This is a genomic window from Kitasatospora sp. NPDC088783, from assembly GCF_044750705.1.
Lineage (GTDB): Bacteria > Actinomycetota > Actinomycetes > Streptomycetales > Streptomycetaceae > Kitasatospora > Kitasatospora fiedleri.
This window is the reverse complement of record NZ_JBIVKJ010000028.1, coordinates 43,400-65,557: the sequence shown is the minus strand read 5'-3', so window position 1 is coordinate 65,557 and position 22,158 is coordinate 43,400. Positions and strand designations below refer to the sequence as shown.

General features: G+C 72.7%; 21 protein-coding genes. 12 read left to right on the top strand and 9 right to left on the bottom strand.

Annotated elements, in window-relative coordinates; all coding sequences use genetic code 11:
* Positions 1 to 91: 91 nt before the first annotated feature.
* Positions 92 to 682, bottom strand: a complete 591-nt coding sequence (locus tag ACIP60_RS37020) for a TetR/AcrR family transcriptional regulator (protein WP_400693613.1) — start codon at positions 680 to 682, stop codon at positions 92 to 94.
* Positions 683 to 773: 91 nt separating this feature from the next.
* Between ACIP60_RS37020 and ACIP60_RS37015 the strand changes: the two genes are divergently transcribed.
* On the top strand, positions 774 to 1,223 hold the full coding sequence (locus ACIP60_RS37015; protein WP_400693610.1) for an anthrone oxygenase family protein: 450 nt from the start codon (positions 774 to 776) through the stop codon (positions 1,221 to 1,223).
* Positions 1,224 to 1,277: 54 nt separating this feature from the next.
* Here ACIP60_RS37015 and fdhD read toward each other — a convergent pair whose 3' ends face one another.
* Both fdhD and ACIP60_RS37005 read right to left on the bottom strand, forming a co-directional pair.
* Complete coding sequence (fdhD, locus tag ACIP60_RS37010) at positions 1,278 to 2,093, bottom strand: formate dehydrogenase accessory sulfurtransferase FdhD (RefSeq protein ID WP_400693607.1); 816 nt, start codon at positions 2,091 to 2,093, stop codon at positions 1,278 to 1,280.
* A 35-nt stretch (positions 2,094 to 2,128) separates the two neighbouring features.
* Positions 2,129 to 2,524, bottom strand: coding sequence for a hypothetical protein (locus tag ACIP60_RS37005; RefSeq protein WP_400693604.1), 396 nt, complete (start codon positions 2,522 to 2,524; stop codon positions 2,129 to 2,131).
* Between the two features lie 100 nt (positions 2,525 to 2,624).
* Between ACIP60_RS37005 and hutH the strand changes: the two genes are divergently transcribed.
* From hutH to ACIP60_RS36990, 3 genes are all read left to right on the top strand, one after another.
* Positions 2,625 to 4,187 carry a histidine ammonia-lyase gene (hutH, locus tag ACIP60_RS37000; RefSeq protein ID WP_400693631.1) on the top strand — a complete coding sequence of 521 codons (1,563 nt, stop codon included), beginning with the start codon at positions 2,625 to 2,627 and terminating at the stop codon, positions 4,185 to 4,187.
* A 178-nt stretch (positions 4,188 to 4,365) separates the two neighbouring features.
* Entirely contained in the window at positions 4,366 to 5,238 is an 873-nt protein-coding gene (locus ACIP60_RS36995; RefSeq protein WP_400693601.1) for a MurR/RpiR family transcriptional regulator, read from the top strand.
* Between the two features lie 104 nt (positions 5,239 to 5,342).
* Positions 5,343 to 5,684, top strand: coding sequence for a hypothetical protein (locus ACIP60_RS36990; protein ID WP_100837976.1), 342 nt, complete (start codon positions 5,343 to 5,345; stop codon positions 5,682 to 5,684).
* A 29-nt stretch (positions 5,685 to 5,713) separates the two neighbouring features.
* On the opposite strand, the gene ACIP60_RS36985 is transcribed toward ACIP60_RS36990, so the two are convergent.
* The 3 genes from ACIP60_RS36985 to ACIP60_RS36975 are packed head-to-tail and all read right to left on the bottom strand — an operon-like array spanning position 5,714 to position 8,622.
* Positions 5,714 to 6,358: a restriction endonuclease subunit S gene (locus ACIP60_RS36985; RefSeq protein ID WP_400693597.1), complete on the bottom strand. Its 645-nt coding sequence runs from the start codon at positions 6,356 to 6,358 to the stop codon at positions 5,714 to 5,716.
* The gene (locus ACIP60_RS36980) at positions 6,355 to 7,926 is read right to left on the bottom strand and encodes an N-6 DNA methylase (protein ID WP_400693595.1); all 1,572 of its coding nucleotides are present in this window, start codon (positions 7,924 to 7,926) and stop codon (positions 6,355 to 6,357) included. Before ACIP60_RS36980 ends, ACIP60_RS36985 begins: the two co-directional genes overlap by 4 nt.
* Positions 7,927 to 7,953: 27 nt before the next feature.
* The gene (locus tag ACIP60_RS36975) at positions 7,954 to 8,622 is read right to left on the bottom strand and encodes a hypothetical protein (protein WP_400693592.1); all 669 of its coding nucleotides are present in this window, start codon (positions 8,620 to 8,622) and stop codon (positions 7,954 to 7,956) included.
* 371 nt (positions 8,623 to 8,993) lie between these two features.
* Between ACIP60_RS36975 and hutU the strand changes: the two genes are divergently transcribed.
* The 4 genes from hutU to hutI are packed head-to-tail and all read left to right on the top strand — an operon-like array spanning position 8,994 to position 14,407.
* On the top strand, positions 8,994 to 10,661 hold the full coding sequence (gene hutU / locus ACIP60_RS36970) for a urocanate hydratase (protein ID WP_400693589.1): 1,668 nt from the start codon (positions 8,994 to 8,996) through the stop codon (positions 10,659 to 10,661).
* Between the two features lie 11 nt (positions 10,662 to 10,672).
* A complete protein-coding gene (locus ACIP60_RS36965; RefSeq protein ID WP_400693628.1) occupies positions 10,673 to 11,860 on the top strand; it encodes an allantoate amidohydrolase in 1,188 nt (395 codons plus the stop codon).
* Positions 11,845 to 13,197: a formimidoylglutamate deiminase gene (locus ACIP60_RS36960; protein WP_400693586.1), complete on the top strand. Its 1,353-nt coding sequence runs from the start codon at positions 11,845 to 11,847 to the stop codon at positions 13,195 to 13,197. Before ACIP60_RS36965 ends, ACIP60_RS36960 begins: the two co-directional genes overlap by 16 nt.
* A 43-nt stretch (positions 13,198 to 13,240) precedes the next feature.
* Positions 13,241 to 14,407: an imidazolonepropionase gene (gene hutI, locus ACIP60_RS36955; RefSeq protein WP_400693583.1), complete on the top strand. Its 1,167-nt coding sequence runs from the start codon at positions 13,241 to 13,243 to the stop codon at positions 14,405 to 14,407.
* Positions 14,408 to 14,416: 9 nt separating this feature from the next.
* Here hutI and ACIP60_RS36950 read toward each other — a convergent pair whose 3' ends face one another.
* Entirely contained in the window at positions 14,417 to 15,925 is a 1,509-nt protein-coding gene (locus ACIP60_RS36950) for a peptide MFS transporter (protein WP_400693580.1), read from the bottom strand.
* A 315-nt stretch (positions 15,926 to 16,240) separates the two neighbouring features.
* On the opposite strand from ACIP60_RS36950, the gene ACIP60_RS36945 reads away from it, so the two are divergent.
* On the top strand, positions 16,241 to 16,915 hold the full coding sequence (locus tag ACIP60_RS36945; RefSeq protein ID WP_014136090.1) for a response regulator transcription factor: 675 nt from the start codon (positions 16,241 to 16,243) through the stop codon (positions 16,913 to 16,915).
* A 70-nt stretch (positions 16,916 to 16,985) separates the two neighbouring features.
* Positions 16,986 to 18,224, top strand: a complete 1,239-nt coding sequence (locus ACIP60_RS36940) for an ATP-binding protein (RefSeq protein ID WP_100837981.1) — start codon at positions 16,986 to 16,988, stop codon at positions 18,222 to 18,224.
* A gap of 33 nt (positions 18,225 to 18,257) precedes the next feature.
* On the opposite strand, the gene ACIP60_RS36935 is transcribed toward ACIP60_RS36940, so the two are convergent.
* Entirely contained in the window at positions 18,258 to 18,779 is a 522-nt protein-coding gene (locus ACIP60_RS36935) for a GtrA family protein (RefSeq protein ID WP_400693576.1), read from the bottom strand.
* Positions 18,780 to 19,007: 228 nt separating this feature from the next.
* Here ACIP60_RS36935 and ACIP60_RS36930 point away from each other — a divergent pair, with 228 nt between their 5' ends.
* On the top strand, positions 19,008 to 20,165 hold the full coding sequence (locus ACIP60_RS36930) for a 5-(carboxyamino)imidazole ribonucleotide synthase (RefSeq protein WP_100837983.1): 1,158 nt from the start codon (positions 19,008 to 19,010) through the stop codon (positions 20,163 to 20,165).
* 32 nt (positions 20,166 to 20,197) lie between these two features.
* Here the strand turns inward: ACIP60_RS36930 and ACIP60_RS36925 are convergent, their stop codons facing one another.
* Complete coding sequence (locus tag ACIP60_RS36925) at positions 20,198 to 21,418, bottom strand: RNA-guided endonuclease InsQ/TnpB family protein (protein ID WP_400693625.1); 1,221 nt, start codon at positions 21,416 to 21,418, stop codon at positions 20,198 to 20,200.
* 90 nt (positions 21,419 to 21,508) lie between these two features.
* Here ACIP60_RS36925 and purE point away from each other — a divergent pair, with 90 nt between their 5' ends.
* Positions 21,509 to 22,036 carry a 5-(carboxyamino)imidazole ribonucleotide mutase gene (gene purE, locus ACIP60_RS36920; protein WP_400693572.1) on the top strand — a complete coding sequence of 176 codons (528 nt, stop codon included), beginning with the start codon at positions 21,509 to 21,511 and terminating at the stop codon, positions 22,034 to 22,036.
* Positions 22,037 to 22,158 lie beyond the last annotated feature (122 nt).

The following is a 22,158-nucleotide window of genomic DNA, read 5'->3' as shown; positions in this document are numbered from 1 at the left end:
CAACTCACCACGGAGCCGCTCCACATCCCCCAGCTTCACACCCGAAGAATGCCCACCAACAGGCAAGATCACCCAACGTAACGAAGCACTACTAGACGTCCTCCCGGAGGACGGCCAGCCGGTCCACCAGCAGCTCCAGCCGCTGCTCGGCGTCCGGCGCGGGGAGCCGGCCGGCCCGGGAGAGGGTGGCCAGCCCGTGCAGGGCGGCCCAGAAGGTCTCGGTGAACAGCCCCGGGTGGACGCCCTCCCCGGCGACCTCGGCGAGGGTCTCCACCAGGGCGGCGAAGGCGTCCTTGAGCGGCTCCGGGGTGTCCTCCCGCGCGTAGGCGAGGCCGCCGTCGAGCTGGAAGACGGCGTCGTAGACCGCCGGGTTGTCCGCGGCGAAGCCCAGGTAGGCGCGGGCCAGGGCGCGCACCCGGGCCCGGGGGCCGTCCGCGGCGGCGGTGGCGGCCCGTAGCGCGGCGGCCAGCTCGGTGGAGCCCTGGAGGGCGACGGCGCCGATGATCTCGCGCTTGCCGCGGAAGTGGCTGTAGAGGACGGGCTGGCTGTACTCGATGCGTTCGGCGAGCCGGCGGGTGGTGACGGCGTCCCAGCCCTGCTGCTCGGCGAGTTCGCGGGCGGTGGCCACGATGAGGCGCTCGCGCCCGGCCCGTTCGCGTTCCTTGCGTTCCTGTACCGACATGACCCGATTCTAGCACTGCTAGACAAGCAAGCGGCAGCAGCACTAGCATCACTTCATCTGCTAGCGGCGCTAGATTCCAGGAGGGGTCATCATGCTCAACGCACTCGAGGTCTTCACCGTCGTGGTCGTCGGCCTGTTGGTGGGGGTGGAGTTCTCGGTCGCCTTCGTGGTCAACCGCATCCTCGGCGCGCTGCCCGAGGACGGCTACCAGCTCGGCCGCGCCCACGGCGGCCGGATGCTCGGGGCCCTGATGCCGTTCTGGTACATCGGCTCGCTCGTCCTCGCGGTCGGCTGGGCCGTCGCCGGGCGGCACCACCCCGGCACCGGGCTGGTCGTCACCGGCGCCGCCCTGCTGGCCCTGAGCGTGGTCATGTCAATCCTGCTGCTCGTCCCGATCAACAACCGGAGCAAGAGCTGGACCCCGGAGAACCGCCCCGCGGACTGGCGGGAGCAGAGCGACCGCTGGGACCGCTACCACTACGCCCGGGTCGCGGTCCTGATCGCCGGCCTCACCCTGCTGGTCACCGCCCTGACCCGGTGAACGGCCCCGGCCCGGCGGTCGCCCCGCGCCGACGGGCGCGCCGACCCGGTGCCGCTACCCGATCCGGTCGGGGCGGGTGTAGACGTTCGCGGTGCGCTCGCGCAGGAAGCCGACCAGGGTGAGGCCGAGCTCCTCGGCCAGGTCGACGGCGAGCGAGGAGGGGGCCGAGACGGCGGCCAGCAGCGGGAGGCCGGCCAGCGCGGCCTTCTGGGTCAGCTCGAAGGAGGCCCGGCCGGAGACCAGCAGCAGGTGGCCGGTCAGCGGGAGCCGCCCCTCGCGCAGCGCCCAGCCGACCACCTTGTCCACGGCGTTGTGCCGGCCGACGTCCTCGCGCACGCACAGCAGCGTCCCGTCCGGGGCGAACAGGCCCGCGGCGTGCAGCCCGCCGGTGCTGTCGAAGGCGCGCTGGGCGGCGCGCAGCCGCTCGGGCAGGTCGTAGAGCAGCGCCGCGGGCACCCGGAGCGGGTCGGTGGAGACGTCCCAGCGCGAGCGGGTCCGGACGGCGTCCACGGTGTCCCGGCCGCACAGGCCGCAGGCGCTGGTGGTGAGCAGGTTGCGGTGGGCGGAGAGCGCGGGGCGGGCGCCGCGGACGGCGGCGTCGACGACGTTGTACGTGTTGGCGCCGTCCGCGTCCGTCCCTGCGCAGTAGCGCAGGGCGGCCAGCTCCTCGGTGGCCCCGACCAGGCCCTCGCCGACCAGGAACCCGGCGACCAGGTCGAAGTCGTGCCCCGGGGTGCGCATCGTGACGGTGAGCGCCTCGCCGCCGATCCGGATCTCCAGCGGCTCCTCCGCCGCCAGGCTGTCCGGCCGCGCGGAGCGCTCGTCCCCGCGCAGCCGCACCACCCGCCGTCGTTCCGTCGCCCGTGCCATCCGTCTCGCACCTCCGCGGGCCAGTCAACCACCCGTCAGGGTTCGACGACACGCAGCCTGAGTCCGGTGCCGGGGAGGAGGAGGGCGAGGAGCAGCGGGAGCCAGGCGAGCAACGACCAGGGCGAACCGTCGAACCCGAGGCGGCTCGTGAGCGGCAGGGCCGCCGGCCCCGCCAGCAGGACGGCCGGTCCGGCCCAGGTGCCGCGGACCTCCACCTGCACCCGCCCGGCGGCCGGGACGTCCACGGTCACGGTGTTGGAGCGGTCGAGCCCCCGCCGGACCTGGACGCGGTGGGTGCCGGGCGGCAGCACGAACGGGGTGTTGCCGCCGGGCCGGGCCCAGTCGAGGACGGTGCGGCCGGTGTAGACCCGGAACTTCCCGCGGCCCTGCTTCGGCACCCTGACCATCAGCCTGCCGTTGTCGGTGCCCATCGCCGCCCCTCCGGTCGCCCGTGTGTGCGAAGGATAGCGAGGCGGTCCGCGACCGTGCTTGTCACATCTCCATTCACCTGATGAGATTGTGCATATGGATATGCACAGTGTCGTCGTCCGGGTCGGCAAGGCCGACGTCAGCGCCGAGGACGTCCTCGCCGTCGCCCGCGGCGGGGCCCGGGTGGAGATCGGGCCGGACGCGCTCGCCGAGATGGCCGGGGCCCGGGCCCGGATCGACGCGCTGGCCGCCGAGCCGCGTCCGGTGTACGGGGTCTCGACCGGCTTCGGCGCGCTGGCGGTGCGGCACATCAGCCCCGAGCTGCGGGCCCAGTTGCAGCGTTCGCTGGTGCGCTCGCACGCGGCGGGCATGGGACCGGTGGTGGAGACCGAGGTGGTCCGGGCGCTGGTGTTCCTGCGGATGAAGACGCTGGCCTCCGGCCGGACGGGCGTGCGCCCGCTGGTCGCCGAGACGATGGCCGCGCTGCTGAACGCGGGCATCACCCCGGCGGTGCGCGAGTTCGGCTCGCTGGGCTGCTCCGGCGACCTCGCGCCGCTCTCGCACTGCGCGCTGGTGCTGATGGGCGAGGGCACCGCGTTCGGCCCGGACGGGGTGGAGCGGCCCGCCGCCGAGCTGCTGGCCGCCGCCGGGATCACCCCCGTCGAACTGCTGGAGAAGGAGGGCCTGGCCCTCATCAACGGCACCGACGGCATGCTCGGCATGCTGGTGATGGCGCTGGCCGACCTGCGCCGCCTCTACACCACCGCCGACGTCACCGCCGCGATGTCGCTGGAGGCGCTGCTGGGCACCGACAAGGTGCTCGCCCCCGAGCTGCACGCCCCGATCCGCCCGCACCCCGGGCAGGCCGCCTCCGCCGCCAACATGCTGGCGGTGCTGCGCGGCTCCGGGCTGACCGGCCACCACCAGGACGACGCGCCGCGGGTCCAGGACGCGTACTCGATCCGCTGCGCCCCCCAGGTGGCCGGCGCCGGCCGGGACACCCTGGCGCACGCCGCGCTGGTCGCCGAACGGGAGCTGGCCGCCTCGGTGGACAACCCGGTGGTGCTCCCGGACGGCCGGGTCGAGTCGAACGGCAACTTCCACGGCGCGCCGGTCGGCTACGTGCTCGACTTCCTGGCGATCGCCGCCGCCGACCTGGCCTCGATCGCCGAGCGGCGCACCGACCGGCTGCTGGACAAGGCCCGCTCGCACGGCCTGCCCGCCTTCCTGGCCGACGACCCCGGCGTCGACTCCGGCCTGATGATCGCCCAGTACACCCAGGCCGCGCTGGTCAGCGAGAACAAGCGGCTCGCGGTGCCCGCCTCGGTGGACTCCATCCCGTCCTCGGCGATGCAGGAGGACCACGTCTCGATGGGCTGGTCCGCGGCCCGCAAGCTGCGCCGGTCGGTGGCCAACCTCGGCCGCGTCCTGGCGGTGGAACTCGTCGCCGCCGCACGGGCGTTGGAGATCCGGGAGCAGGCCGCCGAGCAGTCGGGCGTGCTCGCCCCGGCGACCGCCGCCGCGGTCGCCGCCGCCCGCGCGGCCGGGGTCGGCGGCCCGGGCCGGGACCGCTTCCTCTCGCCGGACCTGGAGGCCGCCGCCGACCTGGTCGCCTCCGGCGCGCTGCTGGCGGCGGTCGAACGGGTCACCGGACCGCTCGCCTGACCCCTGCCCCGACCCCTGGCGGGACGGGCGGGCGCACCCACCGGAACCGGCCCACCGGCCTCCGGACCCGCCCGTCCCGCCAGTCGAAACGCGATTGCCCACCTGCCGGGACTGCGCCACAGTCGTCCCACCGTCGAAGCCACCGGCGACCGCCCGACCGAGCGTGGAGGTACCGCACATGACCGCCCTGGACGAGACCGGCACCGCCGCCGGCCCCTCCGCCCGGCTGCTCCACCTCTTCGAGGGCCACCGGCTGACCCCCACCCAGCGCCGGATCGCCCACTCGCTGGTCCGGCACGCCGCCGAGGCGCCGTTCCTGTCCAGCGTCGAGGTCGCCGAACTCGCCGGGGTCAGCCAGCCGTCGGTGACCAGGTTCGCGGTCGCGCTCGGCTACGACGGCTACCCGGCGCTGCGCAAGCAGCTGCGCGAACTCGGCGTCGGCGAACCGGGCACCCCCGAGAGCCACCACGACGTGGTGCGCAACGAGCACCAGCAGGCCGTCCTGGCCGAGATCGAGCACCTGCGCCACCTCGCCGAACTGCTCGCCGACCCGGCCCCGATCGTCCGGGCCGCCCGGGTGCTGGCCGCCTCCCGCCCGCTGCCGGTGCTCGGCCTGCGGGCCGCCTCCGCGCAGGCCCGCGGCTTCGCGTACTTCGCCGGCAAGGTGCACCCCGACGTCCGGCTGCTCGACGAGGGCGGCTCGATGCTCGCCGACCGGCTGGAGCAGGCCGCCGCCGCCGGGGCCACCGCGCTGCTCTGCTTCGCCCTGCCGCGCTACCCGCGCGAGCTGATGGACGCCCTCGCGGTGGCCCGGGAGTGCGGCCTGACCGTGCTCACCGTCGCCGACTCGGCGTTCGCGCCGGTCGCCAAGCTCTCCGACGCGCTGCTGCCCGCCGCCGTCGGCACCGGCCTGGTCTTCGACACCGCGTGCGCGCCGATGATGCTCGGCCGGGTCCTGCTCCAGGCCATGTGCGACGAACTGCCGGGCGCCGAAGCCCGGCTGGAGGCCATCGAGCAGTCCGCGACGGCCCGTCAACTCTTCCTGGACTGACACCCTTTGTTTGCCGAATGACACCTTCTCGTCGGGTTGACGAGGGGTGGTGGGCGGGCATCTCTCCGGACAGGGAGAAAGACAGCTTGGACGGGGGAAGTCCAATGCCACCGCCGATCCACCAGATGAGACTCACCGGACGGCTCGGTTCCGGGGCCGACGAATGGTCCTGCCCGCTCTGCGGCCGCCGCATCGCCCTGCGCCGCCCGCCGCACCCCGAACTGACCGTCCTCGACCCCGGCGACGAGGAGGCCGTCCACATCGGCGTCCTGGAACCCGGTGACCCCGCCGCCGAGGCCGCCGCCGCCCGCTACGGCGTCGGCCCGGTCCAGCACATCCCGCGCCCCCCGACCCGCCCCGGCCAGCCGAACCCCGAACCCGACGCGGCCGACCGCCGCTGGCTGGCCGAGATCGGCATCGACTGGGACGGCGACGAGGCCGCCTGACGGCCGTCCGGCAGTGCGGATGTCGGCGCTCAGCGCCGAGCCTCGGTGAACGCCGTGCCCGCCCGACCGCTCGTGGATCCGGAATCCGCTTCGGCGGCGAACAGCCGGGTCGCCATTGCGGTGCGCAGTTCGGTGGCCGTCTCGACGATCTGCCGGTGCACCGCGATCTTCTCGGTGACGGCGTTCATGACCGCGACGATCTCCCGCTGCTCGTCCGGACCGGCCAACGGCAGGTGCAGTCCGGCGAGATCGCGCCCCGTGATGCTCCGGATGCCTGTGGTGCCGTGAGCCCGCATGGCGATCTGCTGCTGGGCGGAAGGGCTGGCCAGGTAGTGGGCCAGATAGCGTGGATCGATTCCGGATCTGGCCCGGATGCGGAACAGGGTGTCGCTGTAGAGCCACCCGCTCTGGAGTTCTGTCACCACGGCGGTCGCTCCCGGGCGGCCGGTTCGGATGCAGAGGATATCGTCGACCTCCAGGCGGTAACGTTCCAGCGCGGCGGACTCCGCCACCTGCCACTCCGGCGCCCCGTTGATTTCGCCGTGCGCGCCGATGTCCGGTGGGCGGACCAGGGGGATGCCGTCCGACACGGTCTCGGCCGAGTGGCGGCGTCTTGCGAATCCCGGCTGGAGGGTGCTGACGTCCTCCAGCCGGACCATGGCCCAGCTGGTCATCGTGCCCACCCTTTCAAGGCTTTGGCGAGCTCCCGGTCGACCTGTTCGGCACGGCTTCCCAATGCGTCCAGGCGGCGGAGCAGGTCGTCGACCGAGGTCTCGGAGGTCGGCGGCCGGGGGCCGGTGGACAGGTAGCGGGTGGGTAGCAGTGCGTAGTCGGTGGCGCGGAGTTCTTCGAGGTCCAAGTGCAGGCTGATGTCCGTGTGCCGGCGATCGGCGTGCCAGGATCGGTAGGCCGAAGCGATCGCCGCCACGGCGGCCCGGTCCAGACTGTTCCTACCGGCGGAACGGGTGCCGAGTTCGGTGGCATCGATCATGAGGATGCCTTCCAGCTCGTTCGGACGAGGAGACCGCAGGAACCAGATCGTGACGGGGACGCCGGTCGAGGCGAATAGGTTGCCGGGCAACGAGACGATGCATTCGACCGCCCCGGATTCGACCAGGGCCGCCCTGATCTCCTGCTCCCTCCCACCGCGAAAAGCAGCACCGGAGGGCATGACCACGGCTCCCCGCCCGCTGTCGGACAGGGACATCACCACATGTTGGACCCAGGCTAGGTCGAGCCAGCCGGTCGGCACCCCGAACGGCCAGTGCCGATCGGCCGACATGGGGGCCCCGTCCGCCCGCATGCCGAACGGAGGATTGGTGAGCACCATGTCGTACTGATGTCGGACTTCCACTCCCGGAAGCCTGGGGTCGACCAGTACCGAGGCGGGTACGGCATGGACTGCCAGGTTGAGTTCGCTCGTCCTGGCATCGCCGGCTCTGGACGTCGCACCGTGGACGGTCGGGCCGCTTTTGAGCAGCCCGGCGGCATCGACCAGCAATTCGCCCGACCGGCAGTACGGGTCGTACAGGCTGGCGGGTGCCGGACCCTGCGCGAGTACGGCGAGCATGGCCTCGCGTACGGACGACGGTGTGAAGACCTCACTGCCGCGCCGACCGTGAAGTTCGGCCGTCCGGTCCAACAGGATGTCGAATGCCAAAGGGACGTCCTGTTCGGGTGAGAGCTCATTGATCAGCCGGATCACGTAACCGAGGTCCTGATCCGGACAGTGCGAGAGGAACGAAAGACGGTGGTTCCGGCCGCCGGGGGACCTGGCGATCAGGTCGTCGATCAGCCGGGCGAGCATGTGTTCGCGCTGCCGGAGCTCCTTCCACGCGTTCTCATCGGTCCGTAGGTGCAGCAACTCCTGGAGGAGCATCGAGTAGTCGGAGAACATGAGGACTGAGCCGAACCGGTCGCCGACCTTTCCCAGCAGCAACTTGTCGATGGTCCGTCGTGCGAGGGCCGGGTCGGGGTCGGTTCGGGAGGCTGCTGCGAACCGGTCGCCGAACGTGGTGCCGTGGACCTCCTCGGGGCGGAGACTGCTGCGGGGGATCACCCGGGTGGAGAGCCAGCGGTGCACCTCGACGGCCGAAAACAACTCCTCCGCGCCAACCCGGATCGGCTTCGGGTAGTCGGGGTAGCGGCGCTGCCAGTTCGTCACCGCGGGCCGCTCCACGCCGGCACGGTCGGCGATGGCGGAGCGGGACAACAGCGGCCCAGTACCGGACGGATCGGTCATTCTGTTCTCTCCATTGGCGGGGCCGGCTCAGAAACGCGGCAGGCGTACGCCAGCACAGGTCTCCTCGTACGCGTCCAGGATCTCGGGAACACGATCCATGCTTTGGGCCTCCGCGGCCATCTCTGGATTCAGGTGGCCGAGCAGGCGGTAGATCTTCTCGCGGTCGGCCGCGAGGGGCTGCCGGTGGATCGGTTCATGGTGCGAGATCCGGTTCCGGAACTCGCGGATCTCGTCGAACTCGTGGTGGAGCGAGTCCCGGCGGCCCGAGTAGTGGGGGAACGCCCGGTGGAGGTGCGGCACCCACAGCCGCCGGTCATAGGAGTCGCCCGCGCTGAGGAGGGACACCCAGAACCCGAACGGCAGCTCGGACACGATGCCGTCGGCGCTGACGGCCACCCTGCTCCGTCGCCGACGCTTGTCGCGCGCATTTGCCACCCGGCTCCGACCGTAGGGGTTGAGGAGCACGGCCTCCCACCAGTCGGACCGTCCGAACGCCGAAGTGAGCTGATTGTGCACGGCGTTGCGCAAGGTGACTTCGAGGCACTGCAAGGGACCGAGGAACGCACCCGAGACCTCCGCGTTCCACCAGTAGAGCCGCATGGCCCGACCCACGTCGCCCCGGGCGGTCTCCACGTAACCGGCGAGCCGCTGCTCGGACAGCGCGTCACTCATCCACCGGGGCAGATCGTAAGTCACTGCGGGGCCCTCCCAGGTCCGATCGCTCTTGCGCCATCGATGGCTACTGCTAACCTGGTGGGGTAAGCCCCGGGTCCGCCTCTGCTGAGCATGCCACCCGGGGCACTGCCTTTTCTGGGCGCGCCCGGTCCGTGAACACGCCGGTGGTGAGGCGCCCCGCGAACCGATCTCCGTCAGGCGACTGTGTTCACCGTAGGGCGAGAGGGCATGCAAGTGCAAGCGCATTGGAGTGCGTGCGCTTCTGTTAATACTTAGGGGCGGCTGGTTCGGCTCGGAAGGTGTGGGGCGGGACTCTGGTCGGGCCGGTGCTGTTTGGATATATTCAGTCGCGTTCATCGTGAATGAATTCCATCCGGCAAGGAGGCTGGTCCATGGCAGAGCAGGCGAACGGCCCGCGCGAGGTCCGCGCGGCGCGGGGCACCGGGCTGAGCACGCGGGGCTGGCAGCAGGAGGCCGCCCTGCGGATGCTGATGAACAACCTGGACCCGGAGGTCGCCGAGCACCCGTCCAAGCTGGTGGTCTACGGCGGCACCGGCAAGGCGGCCCGGGACTGGCGCTCCTTCGACGCGATGGTGCGGACCCTGCGGGACCTCAAGCAGGACGAGACCATGCTGGTGCAGTCCGGCCGCCCGGTCGGCGTGATGCAGACCCACGAGTGGGCGCCGCGGGTTCTGATCGCCAACTCCAACCTGGTCGGCGACTGGGCGAACTGGGAGGAGTTCCGCCGCCTGGAGTCGCTCGGCCTCACCATGTACGGCCAGATGACCGCCGGTTCGTGGATCTACATCGGCACCCAGGGCATCCTCCAGGGCACCTACGAGACCTTCGCCGCGGTGGCGAACAAGCGCTTCGGCGGCACCCTGGCGGGCACCGTCACCCTCACCGCCGGGCTCGGCGGCATGGGCGGCGCCCAGCCGCTGGCCGTCACCATGAACGGCGGCGTGGCGATCTGCATCGACTGCGACCCGTCCCGGATCGCCCGCCGAATCGAGCACCGCTACCTCGACGTCGAGGCGACCGGCGTCGACCACGCGCTCCAGCTGGCCGTCGAGGCCCGCGACAGGCGGCAGCCGCTCTCGATCGGCCTGCTCGGCAACGCCGCCGACCTGCTGCCGCAGCTGCTCGCCGCGGACGCCCCGATCGACATCGTCACCGACCAGACCAGTGCCCACGACCCGCTCGCCTACCTGCCCACCGGCGTCGCCTTCGAGGACATGGCGGCCTACGCGGCCGAGAAGCCCGCCGAGTTCACCACCCGGGCCCGGGAGTCGATGGCCCGGCACGTGGAGGCGATGGTCGGCTTCCAGGACCGCGGCGCGGAGGTCTTCGACTACGGCAACTCGATCCGCGGCGAGGCCCAACTCGCCGGTTACGACCGGGCGTTCGCCTTCCCCGGCTTCGTCCCCGCGTACATCCGGCCGCTGTTCTGCGAGGGGAAGGGCCCGTTCCGCTGGGCCGCGCTCTCCGGCGACCCGCAGGACATCCACAAGACCGACCGGGCCGTCCTCGACCTGTTCCCGGAGAACGAGTCGCTGCACCGCTGGATCACCATGGCCCAGGAGAAGGTCCACTTCCAGGGCCTGCCCGCGCGGATCTGCTGGCTCGGCTACGGCGAGCGCGACAAGGCCGGCGAGCGGTTCAACGACATGGTGGCCTCCGGCGAGCTGTCCGCGCCGATCGTGATCGGCCGCGACCACCTGGACTGCGGCTCGGTGGCCTCCCCCTACCGGGAGACCGAGGCGATGCTCGACGGCTCGGACGCGATCGCCGACTGGCCGCTGCTCAACGCCATGGTCAACGTCGCCTCCGGCGCCTCCTGGGTCTCCGTCCACCACGGCGGCGGCGTCGGCATCGGCCGCTCGATCCACGCCGGGCAGGTCACCGTCGCCGACGGCACCGCGCTGGCCGGCGAGAAGATCCGCCGGGTGCTGACCAACGACCCCGGCATGGGCGTCATCCGGCACGTCGACGCGGGCTACGACCGGGCGGACGAGGTCGCGGCGGAGCGCGGGGTGCGCGTCCCCATGAACGAGCTGTGAGCTTCGACGCGATGTGGGCGGAGCTGCTCCCGGTGGGCCGCTCCGCCGCCACCGGCGGCTACCGGCGGCACGCCTGGAACTCCGCCGACGCCGAGTGCCGGGCCTGGTTCGAGCAGCAGGCCCGGACCCGCGGCCTGGCGTACGGGACCGACCGCAACGGCAACCAGTGGGCCTGGCACGGGGACCCGGCCGCCGGGAACGCCGTGGTCACCGGCTCGCACCTGGACTCCGTCCCCGACGGCGGCGCCTACGACGGCCCGCTCGGGGTGGTCTCCGCCTTCGCCGCGTTCGACCGACTGGTCGAGAAGGGGAGGGAGTTGACCCGCCCGCTGGGCATCGCCAACTTCGCGGACGAGGAGGGCGCCCGGTTCGGCGTCGCCTGCGTCGGCTCCCGGCTGGCCACCGGCCTGCTCGACCGGGAGGCCGCGTACGCGCTGCGCGACGCCGACGGGGTGCGGCTGCCCGACGCCATGGAGCGGGCCGGGCACGACCCGGCGCTGATCGGCGCCGACCCCGAACTGCTGGGCCGGATCGGCGCGTTCGTCGAACTCCACGTCGAGCAGGGCCGCTGCCTGACCGAGCGGCGGCCGGTCGGGGTGGCCGGGGCGATCTGGCCGCACGGGCGGTGGCGGTTCGACTTCCACGGCGAGGCCAACCACGCCGGCACCACCCTGCTCGCCGACCGTCGCGACCCGATGCTCACCTACGCCACCACCGTGCTCGCCGCCCGCAAGAAGGCCCGGCTCGCCGGGGCGCTCGCCACCTTCGGCAAGGTCGCCGTCGAACCCAACGGCACCAACGCGATCGCCTCGCTGGTCCGCGGCTGGCTGGACTCCCGGGCCCCCGACGAGCGCACCCTGCACCAGGTGGTCGGGGCGATCGAGCAGGCCGCCGCCGAACGCGGCGCCCGCGACGGCGTCCGGGTCGAGCTGACCCGCGAGTCGTACACCCCCGTGGTGGACTTCGACGCCCCGCTGCGCGACCGCCTCGCCGCCCGCCTGGACGCCCCGGTGCTGCCGACCGGCGCGGGACACGACGCCGGAATCCTGGCGTCCGCCGTCCCGACCGCCATGCTGTTCGTGCGCAACCCCAGCGGTGTCTCGCACTCCCCGGCCGAGCACGCCGAGCGCGCCGACTGCCACGCCGGGGTCGCCGCCCTGGCCGACGTACTGGAGGACCTCGCATGCCGGCCGTCGTGACGTACTGGGCCGAGCACGCCTGGCTGCCGCACCCCGGCGGCCCGGCCGTCCAGCCGGAGGTGCTGATCACCGTCGGCGCGGACGGCCGGATCGCCGAGGTCGTCCACGGCAGCGGCCCCTGCCCGGCCGGGGCGGTCCGGCTGGCCGGGCTCGCGCTGCCCGGGCAGGCCAACGCCCACTCGCACGCCTTCCACCGGGCGCTGCGCTCCACCGTCCAGGTCGGCTCCGGGACGTTCTGGACCTGGCGCGACACCATGTACCGGGTCGCCGCCGCGCTCGACCCCGACCGCTACCTGGCGCTCGCCACCGCCGTGTACGCCGAGATGGCGCTCGCCGGGATCACCGCCGTCGGCGAGTTCCACTACCTGCACCACGCGCCCGGCGGCGCCCGGTACGCCGACCCGAACGCGATGGGCGCGGCGCTGGTCGAGGCCGCCGCCCGGGCCGGCATCCGGATCACCCTGCTCGACACCTGCTACCTGTCGTCCGGCTTCGGCGCCGCGCCGACCGGTCCCCAACTGCGCTTCTCCGACGGGGACGCCGACGCCTGGGCCGAGCGCGCCGACGCGCTGAAGGGCGCCGGGCACGCCCGGATCGGCGCCGCCGTGCACAGCGTCCGGGCGGTGCCCGCCGAGCAGTTGGGCACCGTCGCGCGGTGGGCCGCGACCCGCGGCGCCCCGCTGCACGTCCACCTCTCCGAGCAGACCGCCGAGAACGACGCCTGCCTGGCCGCCCACGGCGTCACCCCCACCCGGCTGCTCGCCGACCACGGCGTCCTCGGCCCGCGCACCTCCGCCGTGCACGCCACCCACCTCACCGACCAGGACGTCCGGCTGCTCGCCGAGTCCGGCACCACGATCTGCATGTGCCCCACCACCGAACGGGACCTCGCCGACGGCATCGGTCCCGCCCGGCGGCTCGCCTCGGCCGGCTGCCCGGTCACGCTCGGCTCCGACAGCCACGCCGTGATCGACCCGTTCGAGGAGGCCCGCGCCCTGGAGCTCGACGAGCGCCTGCGCACCCGCACCCGCGGCCACTGGACGGCGGCCGACCTGCTCCGGGCGGGCGGCGCGGACGGCCACGCCTCGCTCGGCTGGCCCGAGGCCGGGCGCCTGGAGGCCGGTGCGCTCGCCGACTTCTGCGTGATCGCCCTCGACTCGGTCCGCACCGCCGGGCCGCCGCCCCTGCTCGGCGCCGAGACCGCGGTCTTCGCGGCGGGCGCGGCCGACGTCCGCCACCTGGTGGTCGGCGGCCGGCACGTGGTCAGGGACGGGGTGCACCAGCTCGTCCCGGAGACCGGGCGCGCCCTCGCGGCGGCCGTCGGCGCCCTGCGGTGACGGCCCGCCCCCGGAAGCACGACCGATCAAGGAACGGACCCCCATGAGCCTGCTCATCAGCAACATCGGTTCGCTGGTCACCAACGACCCCGCCCTCGGCGCGGGCCCGCTCGGACTGCTGGCCGACGCCGCCGTGGTGGTGGACGGCGACCGCGTCGCCTGGGTGGGCCCGGACGCGGACGCGCCCGCCGCCGACGAGCACACCGACGCGGGCGGACGGGCGCTGCTGCCCGGGTTCGTGGACAGCCACGCGCACCTGCTGTTCGCGGGCGACCGCACCGCCGAGTTCAGCGCCCGGATGTCGGGCCTGCCGTACGGCGCGGGCGGCATCCGGACCACCGTCGCCGCGACCCGGGCCGCCTCGGACGCCGAGCTGAACGCCAACCTGACCCGCTACCTGGCGGAGATGCTGCGCCAGGGCACCACCACCGTCGAGGTGAAGTCCGGCTACGGGCTGAGCACCGAGGACGAGGCGCGGGCCCTGCGGATCGCCGCCGGGCACACCGCCGAGACCACCTACCTGGGGGCGCACGTGGTGGCCCCCGAGTACGCCGACGACCCGGCCGGGTACGTCGAGCTGGTGACCGGCGAGATGCTGGCCGCCTGCGCGCCGTACGCCCGCTGGGTCGACGTGTTCTGCGAGCGCGGCGCGTTCGACGGCGACCAGGCCCGGGCGGTGCTGACCGCCGGGATGGCGCAGGGACTGCGGCCCAGGGTGCACGCCAACCAGCTGGGCCACGGCCCCGGCGTGCAGCTGGCGGTGGAGCTGGGCGCCGCCTCCGCCGACCACTGCACCCACCTGACCGACGCGGACGTCGCCGCGCTGGCCGGGAGCGAGACCGTCGCCACGCTGCTGCCGGGCGCCGAGTTCTCCACCCGGGCGCCCTACCCGGACGCCCGGCGGCTGCTGGACGCGGGCGCCGCCGTCGCGCTGTCCACCGACTGCAACCCGGGCTCCAGCTTCACCAGCTCGATGCCGTTCTGCGTGGCCGTCGCCGTCCGCGAGATGGGCCTGACCCCCGACGAGGCGGTGCACGCCGCCACCGCGGGCGGCGCGCTCGCGCTGCGCCGCCCCGACGTGGGCCGGATCGCCCCCGGGGCCCGGGCCGACCTGCACCTGCTGGACGCGCCCTCGCACGTCCACCTGGCGTACCGGCCGGGCGTCCCGCTGACCGCCGCGGTGTGGCAGGGCGGGGTCAGGAAGGTCTGACGCGCGGCGTCAGCGCCCGTCGCCCAGCAGCGTGCCGATCCGGCGGCGGGCGGCGAACAGGCCGGCGCCCGCCGCGATCGCCAGCAGGCCCTGGACGGCGAAGTACCAGGTCGAGCCGACCACGTCGTCACCCAGCAGCAGCTGGGCGACGGCGGCCACGCAGTCGCCCGCGGTGACGGCGAGGAACCAGACGCCCATCATCTGGCTGGCGTACTTGGCGGGCGCCAGCTTGGTGGTGACGGACAGGCCGACCGGGGAGAGGGTCAGCTCACCGACGGTCTGGACCAGGTAGACCACGGCCAGCCAGAGCGGGGAGACCTTGACGCCGCCGGAGGCCGCGGCCATCGCCAGCATCATCACCAGGAAGGACGCGCCGATCATCAGCAGGCCGAAGGCGAACTTCGCGGTGGTGGAGGGGTTGCGCCCGCGCCGGGCGGCGGCGTTCCACAGCCAGGCGAAGACCGGGGCCAGCGCCATGATGTACAGCGGGTTCAGCGACTGGAACCAGCTGGAGGGGAAGGAGAAGCCGAACAGGCTCCCGGCGGTGTTCTGATCGGCGAACACGCTCAGGGTCGAGCCGGACTGGTCGTAGATCATCCAGAACACGGCGGCGGCCAGGAAGAACCACAGGTAGCCGCCCACCCGGGACCGCTCCGGCCGGGTCAGCTCCGGGTCGCGGCGGATCCGGGCGAACACCAGGACGGGGGCGGCCAGGCCGATCAGCGACAGCGGCCAGAGCACCCAGGAGACGGTGAAGTGCCCGCTGACCGCGACCACGCCGTAGAACACGGCGGCGGCGGCCAGCCAGAGCGCCGCCTTGCGCAGCAGCGCCAGGCCCTCGGTGCGGGGCAGCGGCGAGGCGACGACGTCCGAGCGCGGGCTGAGGTGGCGGGTGCCCAGCAGGTACTGGATCAGGCCGAGCGCCATGCCGACGCCCGCGAGCGCGAAGCCCAGGTGCCAGTTCACCTGCTGGCCCACGGTGCCGATCACCAGCGGCGCCAGGAAGCTGCCGAGGTTGATGCCCATGTAGAAGATGGTGAAGCCGCCGTCGCGGCGCGCGTCGTCGTCCTTGTCGTAGAGCTGGCCGACCATCGTGGAGATGTTGGCCTTCAGCAGGCCGGAACCGATCGCGATCGGGACCAGGCCGGCGAAGAAGAACACCTCGCTGGGCACGGCGAGCATGAAGTGCCCGACCATGATGATCAGTCCGCCGAGGGCGACGGTGCGCCGGGCGCCGAGCAGCCGGTCGGCGATCCAGCCGCCGGGCACCGCGAGCAGGTAGACCATGGCGCTGTAGACCGAGACCACCGCGGTGCTGAGGGCGATGCCCTTCTCCAGGCCGCCGTCGGCGTGGGTCGCGGTCATGTAGACCAGCAGCAGCGCGCGCATGCCGTAGAAGCTGAAGCGCTCCCAGGTCTCGGTCATGAAGAGGGTGGCCAGGCCGCGGGGGTGGCCGAGGAAGGTCCGCCCCGAGGGGGGAGAGGGCCGTGCCTCGGTCTCCAGGGTGGTCGAAGCCATGCTGATTCCTTGCCTGTTTTCTCGGGTTCCCCACCACAGTAAGTCGCGAGTTCGGGTGACTGCGGAGCGTGAATGGTATGCGGAAGGTAAAGTCTGGCGGCCATGCACCGTGCATTTTGATGCCTCGGGCGAAGAATTGCCTGTGATCCCAAGGGTCGTGCGAAGAATGTCCGTTAAAGCGCAGTTGTCGCCGGAGGGGCCCGTGGAATGCCGGTGATCACCGGCTGTGACAGTGTTCACAGCGCCCGGCCCGGGCGTGCCGGGACGGCCGGAGACCCTCTGATCGGCGGCCTCCGCGCGGTCTACCATCCCCCTATGACCTGTGTGCTGCTGGCCGAGGACGACCCGGCAATCTCCGAACCGCTGGCCCGCGCCCTGCGCCGCGAGGGCTACGAGGTGCTCGTCCGCGAGGACGGACCGGCCGCGCTGGGCGCCGGCCTCAGCGAGGACGTCGACCTGATCGTGCTCGACCTCGGGCTCCCCGAGATGGACGGCCTGGAGGTGTGCCGACGGCTGCGCGCCGACGGCAAGAGCTTCCCGGTCCTGGTGCTCACCGCCCGCGCCGACGAGGTGGACACCGTGGTCGGCCTGGACGCCGGCGCCGACGACTACGTCACCAAGCCGTTCCGGCTGGCCGAACTGCTGGCCCGGGTCCGGGCCCTGCTCCGGCGCGGCAACGTGGACCAGCTGACCACCGGCGCGCACGGCGTGAAGATCGACATCGAGTCGCACCGCGCCTGGCTCGGCGAGGAGGAACTCACGCTCTCCGCCAAGGAGTTCGAGCTGCTGCGGGTGCTGGTGCGGGACGCCGGACGGGTCGTCACCCGCGAGGAGATCATGCGCCAGGTCTGGGACACCACCTGGTGGACCTCCACCAAGACCCTGGACATGCACATCTCCTGGCTGCGCAAGAAGCTCGGCGACGACGCCGCGAACCCGCGCTACATCGCCACCGTGCGGGGCGTGGGCTTCCGCTTCGAGAAGAACTGACCGCCCGGGAAGGCTTCCGAGAAGACTTCCGAGAAGAGTCCGAGAAGGACCGACCGAAGGACCGCCCGGCGTGAAGCGCAGGATGATCAACTCGCTGCTGGGCGTGGTCCTGGTGGTGGTCGCGGTGTTCTGCGTGCCGCTGGCCCTGATCGAGAAGCAGTCGATCGTCAACGCCGCCAACGACCGGGTGGACGCGGTGGCGGTCCGGGTGCTCGGGCTGGTCGAGAGCCGGCTCGCCGCGGGCGAGCCGGTCAGCGGCGAGAAGTTCGCCGCCGTCGTCACCGACGAGTACTACGTCACCGTGGACATCCCGGGACAGCGGCAGATCGCCCTCGGCCGTCCCGTCGAGGGCGACGCGCTGACCGCCACCGAGACCGGCGGCAGCGGGGAGACCGTCACCGCCGCGCAGTCCCGCACCGCGCTCGACCACGAGATCGGCAACATGCTGCTGCTGCTCGGCGTGGTCGCGCTGCTCGCCGTGCAGGCCGCCGTGGCGCTCGCCGTCTGGCAGGCCAAGCGGCTGGCCCGGCCGCTCACCGAGCTCGCCGAGACCGCCGAGCGGCTGGGCTCCGGCGACCCCCGCCCGCAGGGCCGCCGCTACGGCGTGCCCGAACTCGACCGGATCGCCGAGGTGCTGGACACCAGCGCCGAGCGGATCGCCCGGATGCTCACCGCCGAGCGCCGCCTCGCCGCCGACGCCTCGCACCAGCTGCGCACCCCCCTCACCGCGCTCTCGATGCGGCTGGAGGAGATCACCGCGCTCGCCGAGGACCCCGGCACCGTCCGGGAGGAGGCCGCGATCGGCCTCCAGCAGGTCGAGCGGCTCACCGACGTGGTGCAGCGGCTGCTCACCAACCAGCGCGACCCCAACAGCCCCACCGCGGTGACCTTCGGGCTCGACGAGGTGATCAAGCAGCAGGTCGAGGAGTGGGGGCCCACCCTGCGCGACGGCGGGCGGCGGCTGGTCATCGAGGGCCTGCGCGACGCCCGGGTGATCGGCACCCCCGGCACCGTCGCCCAGGTGCTCGCCACCCTGATCGAGAACTCGCTGATGCACGGCGCCGGCACCATCACCCTGCGGGTGCGCCGCTCCGGCAGCTCGGTGGTCGCCGAGGTCCAGGACGAGGGCGCGGGCGTCCCGCGCGAACTGGGCAACCGGGTCTTCGAGCGGGCGGTCAGCGGCCGCAACTCCACCGGCATCGGGCTGGCCGTCGCCCGGGACCTCGCCGAGGCCGACGGCGGCCGCCTCGAACTGCTGTCGCTGCGACCGCCGGTGTTCGCGCTGTTCCTCGCCCACGGGGGCGAGTGAGGGCGGGGCGGCGGGGACGGAGGGCGGGCGGGCTCAGTTCGCCAGGGTGCGGCTCGGCGGGGCGGCCAGCAGCAGCTCGGCCTCCTGCACCACGGCGGGCTCCTCCAGCTCCGGCATCGCCTTGAACACCCAGGTCCGGTAGGAGACGAAGCGGAACACGGTGGCCACCACCAGGCCCAGCAGCTTGCCGCCCAGCTTCTCGAACGGGGTGTCCAGGCCCAGCACGTACTGGGTGAAGCCCAGGGTGCCGGTCTCGATCAGCATGCCGATGCCGCTGAACACCAGGAAGAGGGTGATCTCCCGCTTGCGGGAGGCGGCGTCGCGGTCCCGGTACAGCCAGTACCGGTAGCCCAGGTAGTTGGTGGCGATCGCCACCAGCGTCGCGGCGATGTTGGAGCGCAGCGAGGCCAGGCCGAAGCCGTTGGTGAGGACCCAGAACAGCCCGAAGTTGACCACCACGCCGGTGGCGCCGATGACGGCGAAGCCGATCGCCTCCAGGGACAGGCCGCGCATCCGCTGGGTGAACGGGGGACGCGTCTCGGTGCTGCTCGTCATCCGGGCTGTCTCCGTATGCTTCACATGATCGGATAAGTGGTGTTCTACGATCCGGCCCACCAGGCTACCGGCAATCCCTGAGAGCACGCCCCCGCCCCCGGAGCACCCCGTCCGCCGCGCTCCGGCGCACGCCGCCGCACCCCGTCCGCCGCCCGCCGGGGCACCCCCGGCGCGCTCCGGCGCCCGCCGGTGCCGAGCCCTCCGACCGGCCCGGATATCCTGGAGCGCGTGACTGTAGCGGGCAATGCGAACTTTCCAGTGGTCGGAGTCATCGGCGGCGGGCAGCTCGCCCGCATGATGCACCAGGCGGGCATCCCGCTGGGCATCCGCTTCAAACTCCTCGCCGACACCCCCCAGGAGTCGGCCGCGCAGGTGGTCGGCACCACCGTGCTCGGCGACTACCGCGACCTCGACACGCTGCGGGCCTTCGCCGCCGACTGCGACGTGATCACCTTCGACCACGAGCACGTGCCCACCGAGCACCTGCGCACCCTCCAGGCCGAGGGCGTCGCCGTCCGCCCCGGCCCGGACGCGCTGGTCAACGCCCAGGACAAGGGCGTCATGCGGGCCAGGCTCGACTCCATCGGCGTCCCCTGCCCCCGGCACCGGCTGGTCGCCGACCCGGCCGACGTCACCGCCTTCGCGGAAGAGGGCGAGGGCTACCCCGTCGTGCTGAAGACCGTCCGCGGCGGCTACGACGGCAAGGGCGTCTGGGTCGTCGCCGACGAGACCGAGGCCGCCGCCCCCTTCCTGGCCGGCGTCCCCGTGCTGGCCGAGGAGAAGGTCGACTTCCTGCGCGAACTCGCCGCCAACGTGGTGCGCTCGCCCAGCGGCCAGGCCGTCGCCTACCCGGTGGTCGAGTCCGTCCAGGAGAACGGCATCTGCGCCGAGGTCACCGCCCCCGCGCCCGACCTCGACCCGGCCCTCTCCGACGAGGCCCAGCAGCTCGCCCTGCGGATCGCCGGCGAGCTCGACATCACCGGCCACCTCGCCGTCGAGCTGTTCCAGACCCGCGACGGCCGCATCCTGGTCAACGAACTCGCCATGCGCCCGCACAACTCCGGCCACTGGTCCCAGGACGGCGCCGTCACCTCCCAGTTCGAGAACCACCTGCGGGCCGTCCTCGACCTCCCGCTCGGCGACCCGCGCCCCCGCGCCAGGTGGACCGTCATGGTCAACGTCCTCGGCGGCGACTACCCCGACATGTACCGGGCGTTCCTGCACTGCATGGCCCGCGACCCCGGCCTCAAGATCCACATGTACGGAAAGGACGTGAAGCCCGGCCGCAAGGTCGGCCACGTCAACGTCTTCGGGGACGACCTCGAAGACGTCCGCGAGCGCGCCCGCCACGCGGCCGCCTACCTGCGAGGAACGATCACCGAGTGACTTCCCTCCCCTCCTGCCGGAGGGGGTTCCCCTCAGCCTCGCGGCCGAGCCGTCGCGCGTGAGCGCGGCGGTGGGACGACTTCCTGCTTCACCGACGACTGCCCGCCCGGAGTGCTCCGTTGAGGTCCTACGCCGTCTCCACAGGCTGCAACCGCCAGTCCGGCGGCCAGGATGTTGCGTGCCGCGTTGACGTCCCGGTCGTGGACGGCGCCGCAGGCGCACTCCCACGTGCGCACGTGCAGCGGCAGGCAGGTGCGGCGGGCGCCACAGGACGAGCAGAGCTTCGAGCTGGGGAACCACCGGTCGACGGTGACCAGTTCGCGGCCGTACCAGACGCACTTGTAGGCGAGCATCGCCCGCAGTTCGGCCCAGCCCGCGTCGGCGATCGACCGGGAGAGCCTGCGATTTCCGAGCAGATCGCGGACCGACAGTCCCTCGACCACGACCGTTTGGTTCTCACGGACGAGCCGAGTGGTCAGCTTGTGCAGGAAGTCCCGGCGCCGGTCGGCGATCCGGGCATGAACACGGGCGACCTTACGTCGGGCCTTCTCCCGGTTCGCCGAACCCGCGGCTTTCCGCGACAGCTCCCGTTGTGCCCGGACCAGGCGTGTGCGCTCGCGCCGCTCGTGCCCGGGGTTGCGGACCTTCTCCCCGGTGGAGAGCGCGACCAGATCGCTGACGCCCAGGTCCACACCCACAGCACGGTCGAGGACGGGCAGGTGTCGAACCGTCGGGTCCTCGCACAGCACCGAGACGAACCAGCGCCCTGCAGCATCACGCGAAACGGTCACCGTGGACGGAACCGCCCCCTCGGGCAGCGGTCGCGACCAGCGGATGTCCAGCGGCTCGGCCATCTTCGCCAGTGTCAATCGCCCCTCCCGGTAGCGGAACGCCGAACGGGTGTACTCGGCGGCGTCCCGCGACCTCTTCCTCGCCTTGAACCGCGGGTGCCCGGCCCGTCGGGTGAGGAAGTTCGTGAACGCCGCCTGCAGGTGACGCAGTGCCTGCTGCAGGGGCACGCACGACACCTCGTTGAGGAACGCCAGCTCCTCTGTCCGCTTCCAACCCGTCAGCATCGCCGACGTCGCTCCGTACCCCACCCGCTCCTGCCGCCGCTCCCACGCCTCCACGCGGGCCGCCAACGCCCTGTTCCACACCAGCCGCACGCAACCGAACGTCCGCGACAACTCCGCCGCCTGCTCCCCGTTCGGATAGCAGCGGTACTTGAACGCCCGCTTCACGTGCACCGTCACCACGGCTGACACGTTAGAACCCCCCACTGACACCACGTCGTACCGCACGTCGCCCCGGGCCGAAGCCGGGGCACCCACGAAAGGACCGCCATGACCAAGTCCCCCCTTGTCGGCATCGTGATGGGCTCCGACTCCGACTGGCCCGTGATGGAGGCCGCCGCGCAGGCGCTGGACGAGTTCGAGATCCCGTACGAGGTCGACGTGGTCTCCGCGCACCGGATGCCGCGCGAGATGGTCGCCTACGGCGAGCGGGCGCACGGGCGCGGGCTGAAGGCGATCATCGCCGGGGCGGGCGGGGCCGCGCACCTGCCGGGGATGCTGGCCTCGGTGACGCCGCTGCCGGTGATCGGCGTCCCGGTGCCGCTGCGCTACCTGGACGGGATGGACAGCCTGCTGTCGATCGTCCAGATGCCGGCCGGGGTGCCGGTGGCGACCGTCTCGGTGGCGGGCGCGCGCAACGCGGGCCTGCTCGCGGTCCGGATGCTGGCCGCGTTCGACCCCGAACTCGCCGAGAAGATGGTCGAGTTCCAGGCCGAGCTGAACAACCAGGCCACCGAGAAGGGCCGCAAGCTGCGCGCCAAGGTGGCGGGCAACGACTCCTTCGGCTTCGGCAAGTAGGCGCGTAAGTAAGCACGTGGGCGAGCGGGCCGGGTGGCCCCTCCCGGCCCCCTCCCGAGGGAGGGGGCCGGGCCGGTCAGCCGGTGCCGAACCGGCCGGCGGTGACTGCGGTGACGAAGGTG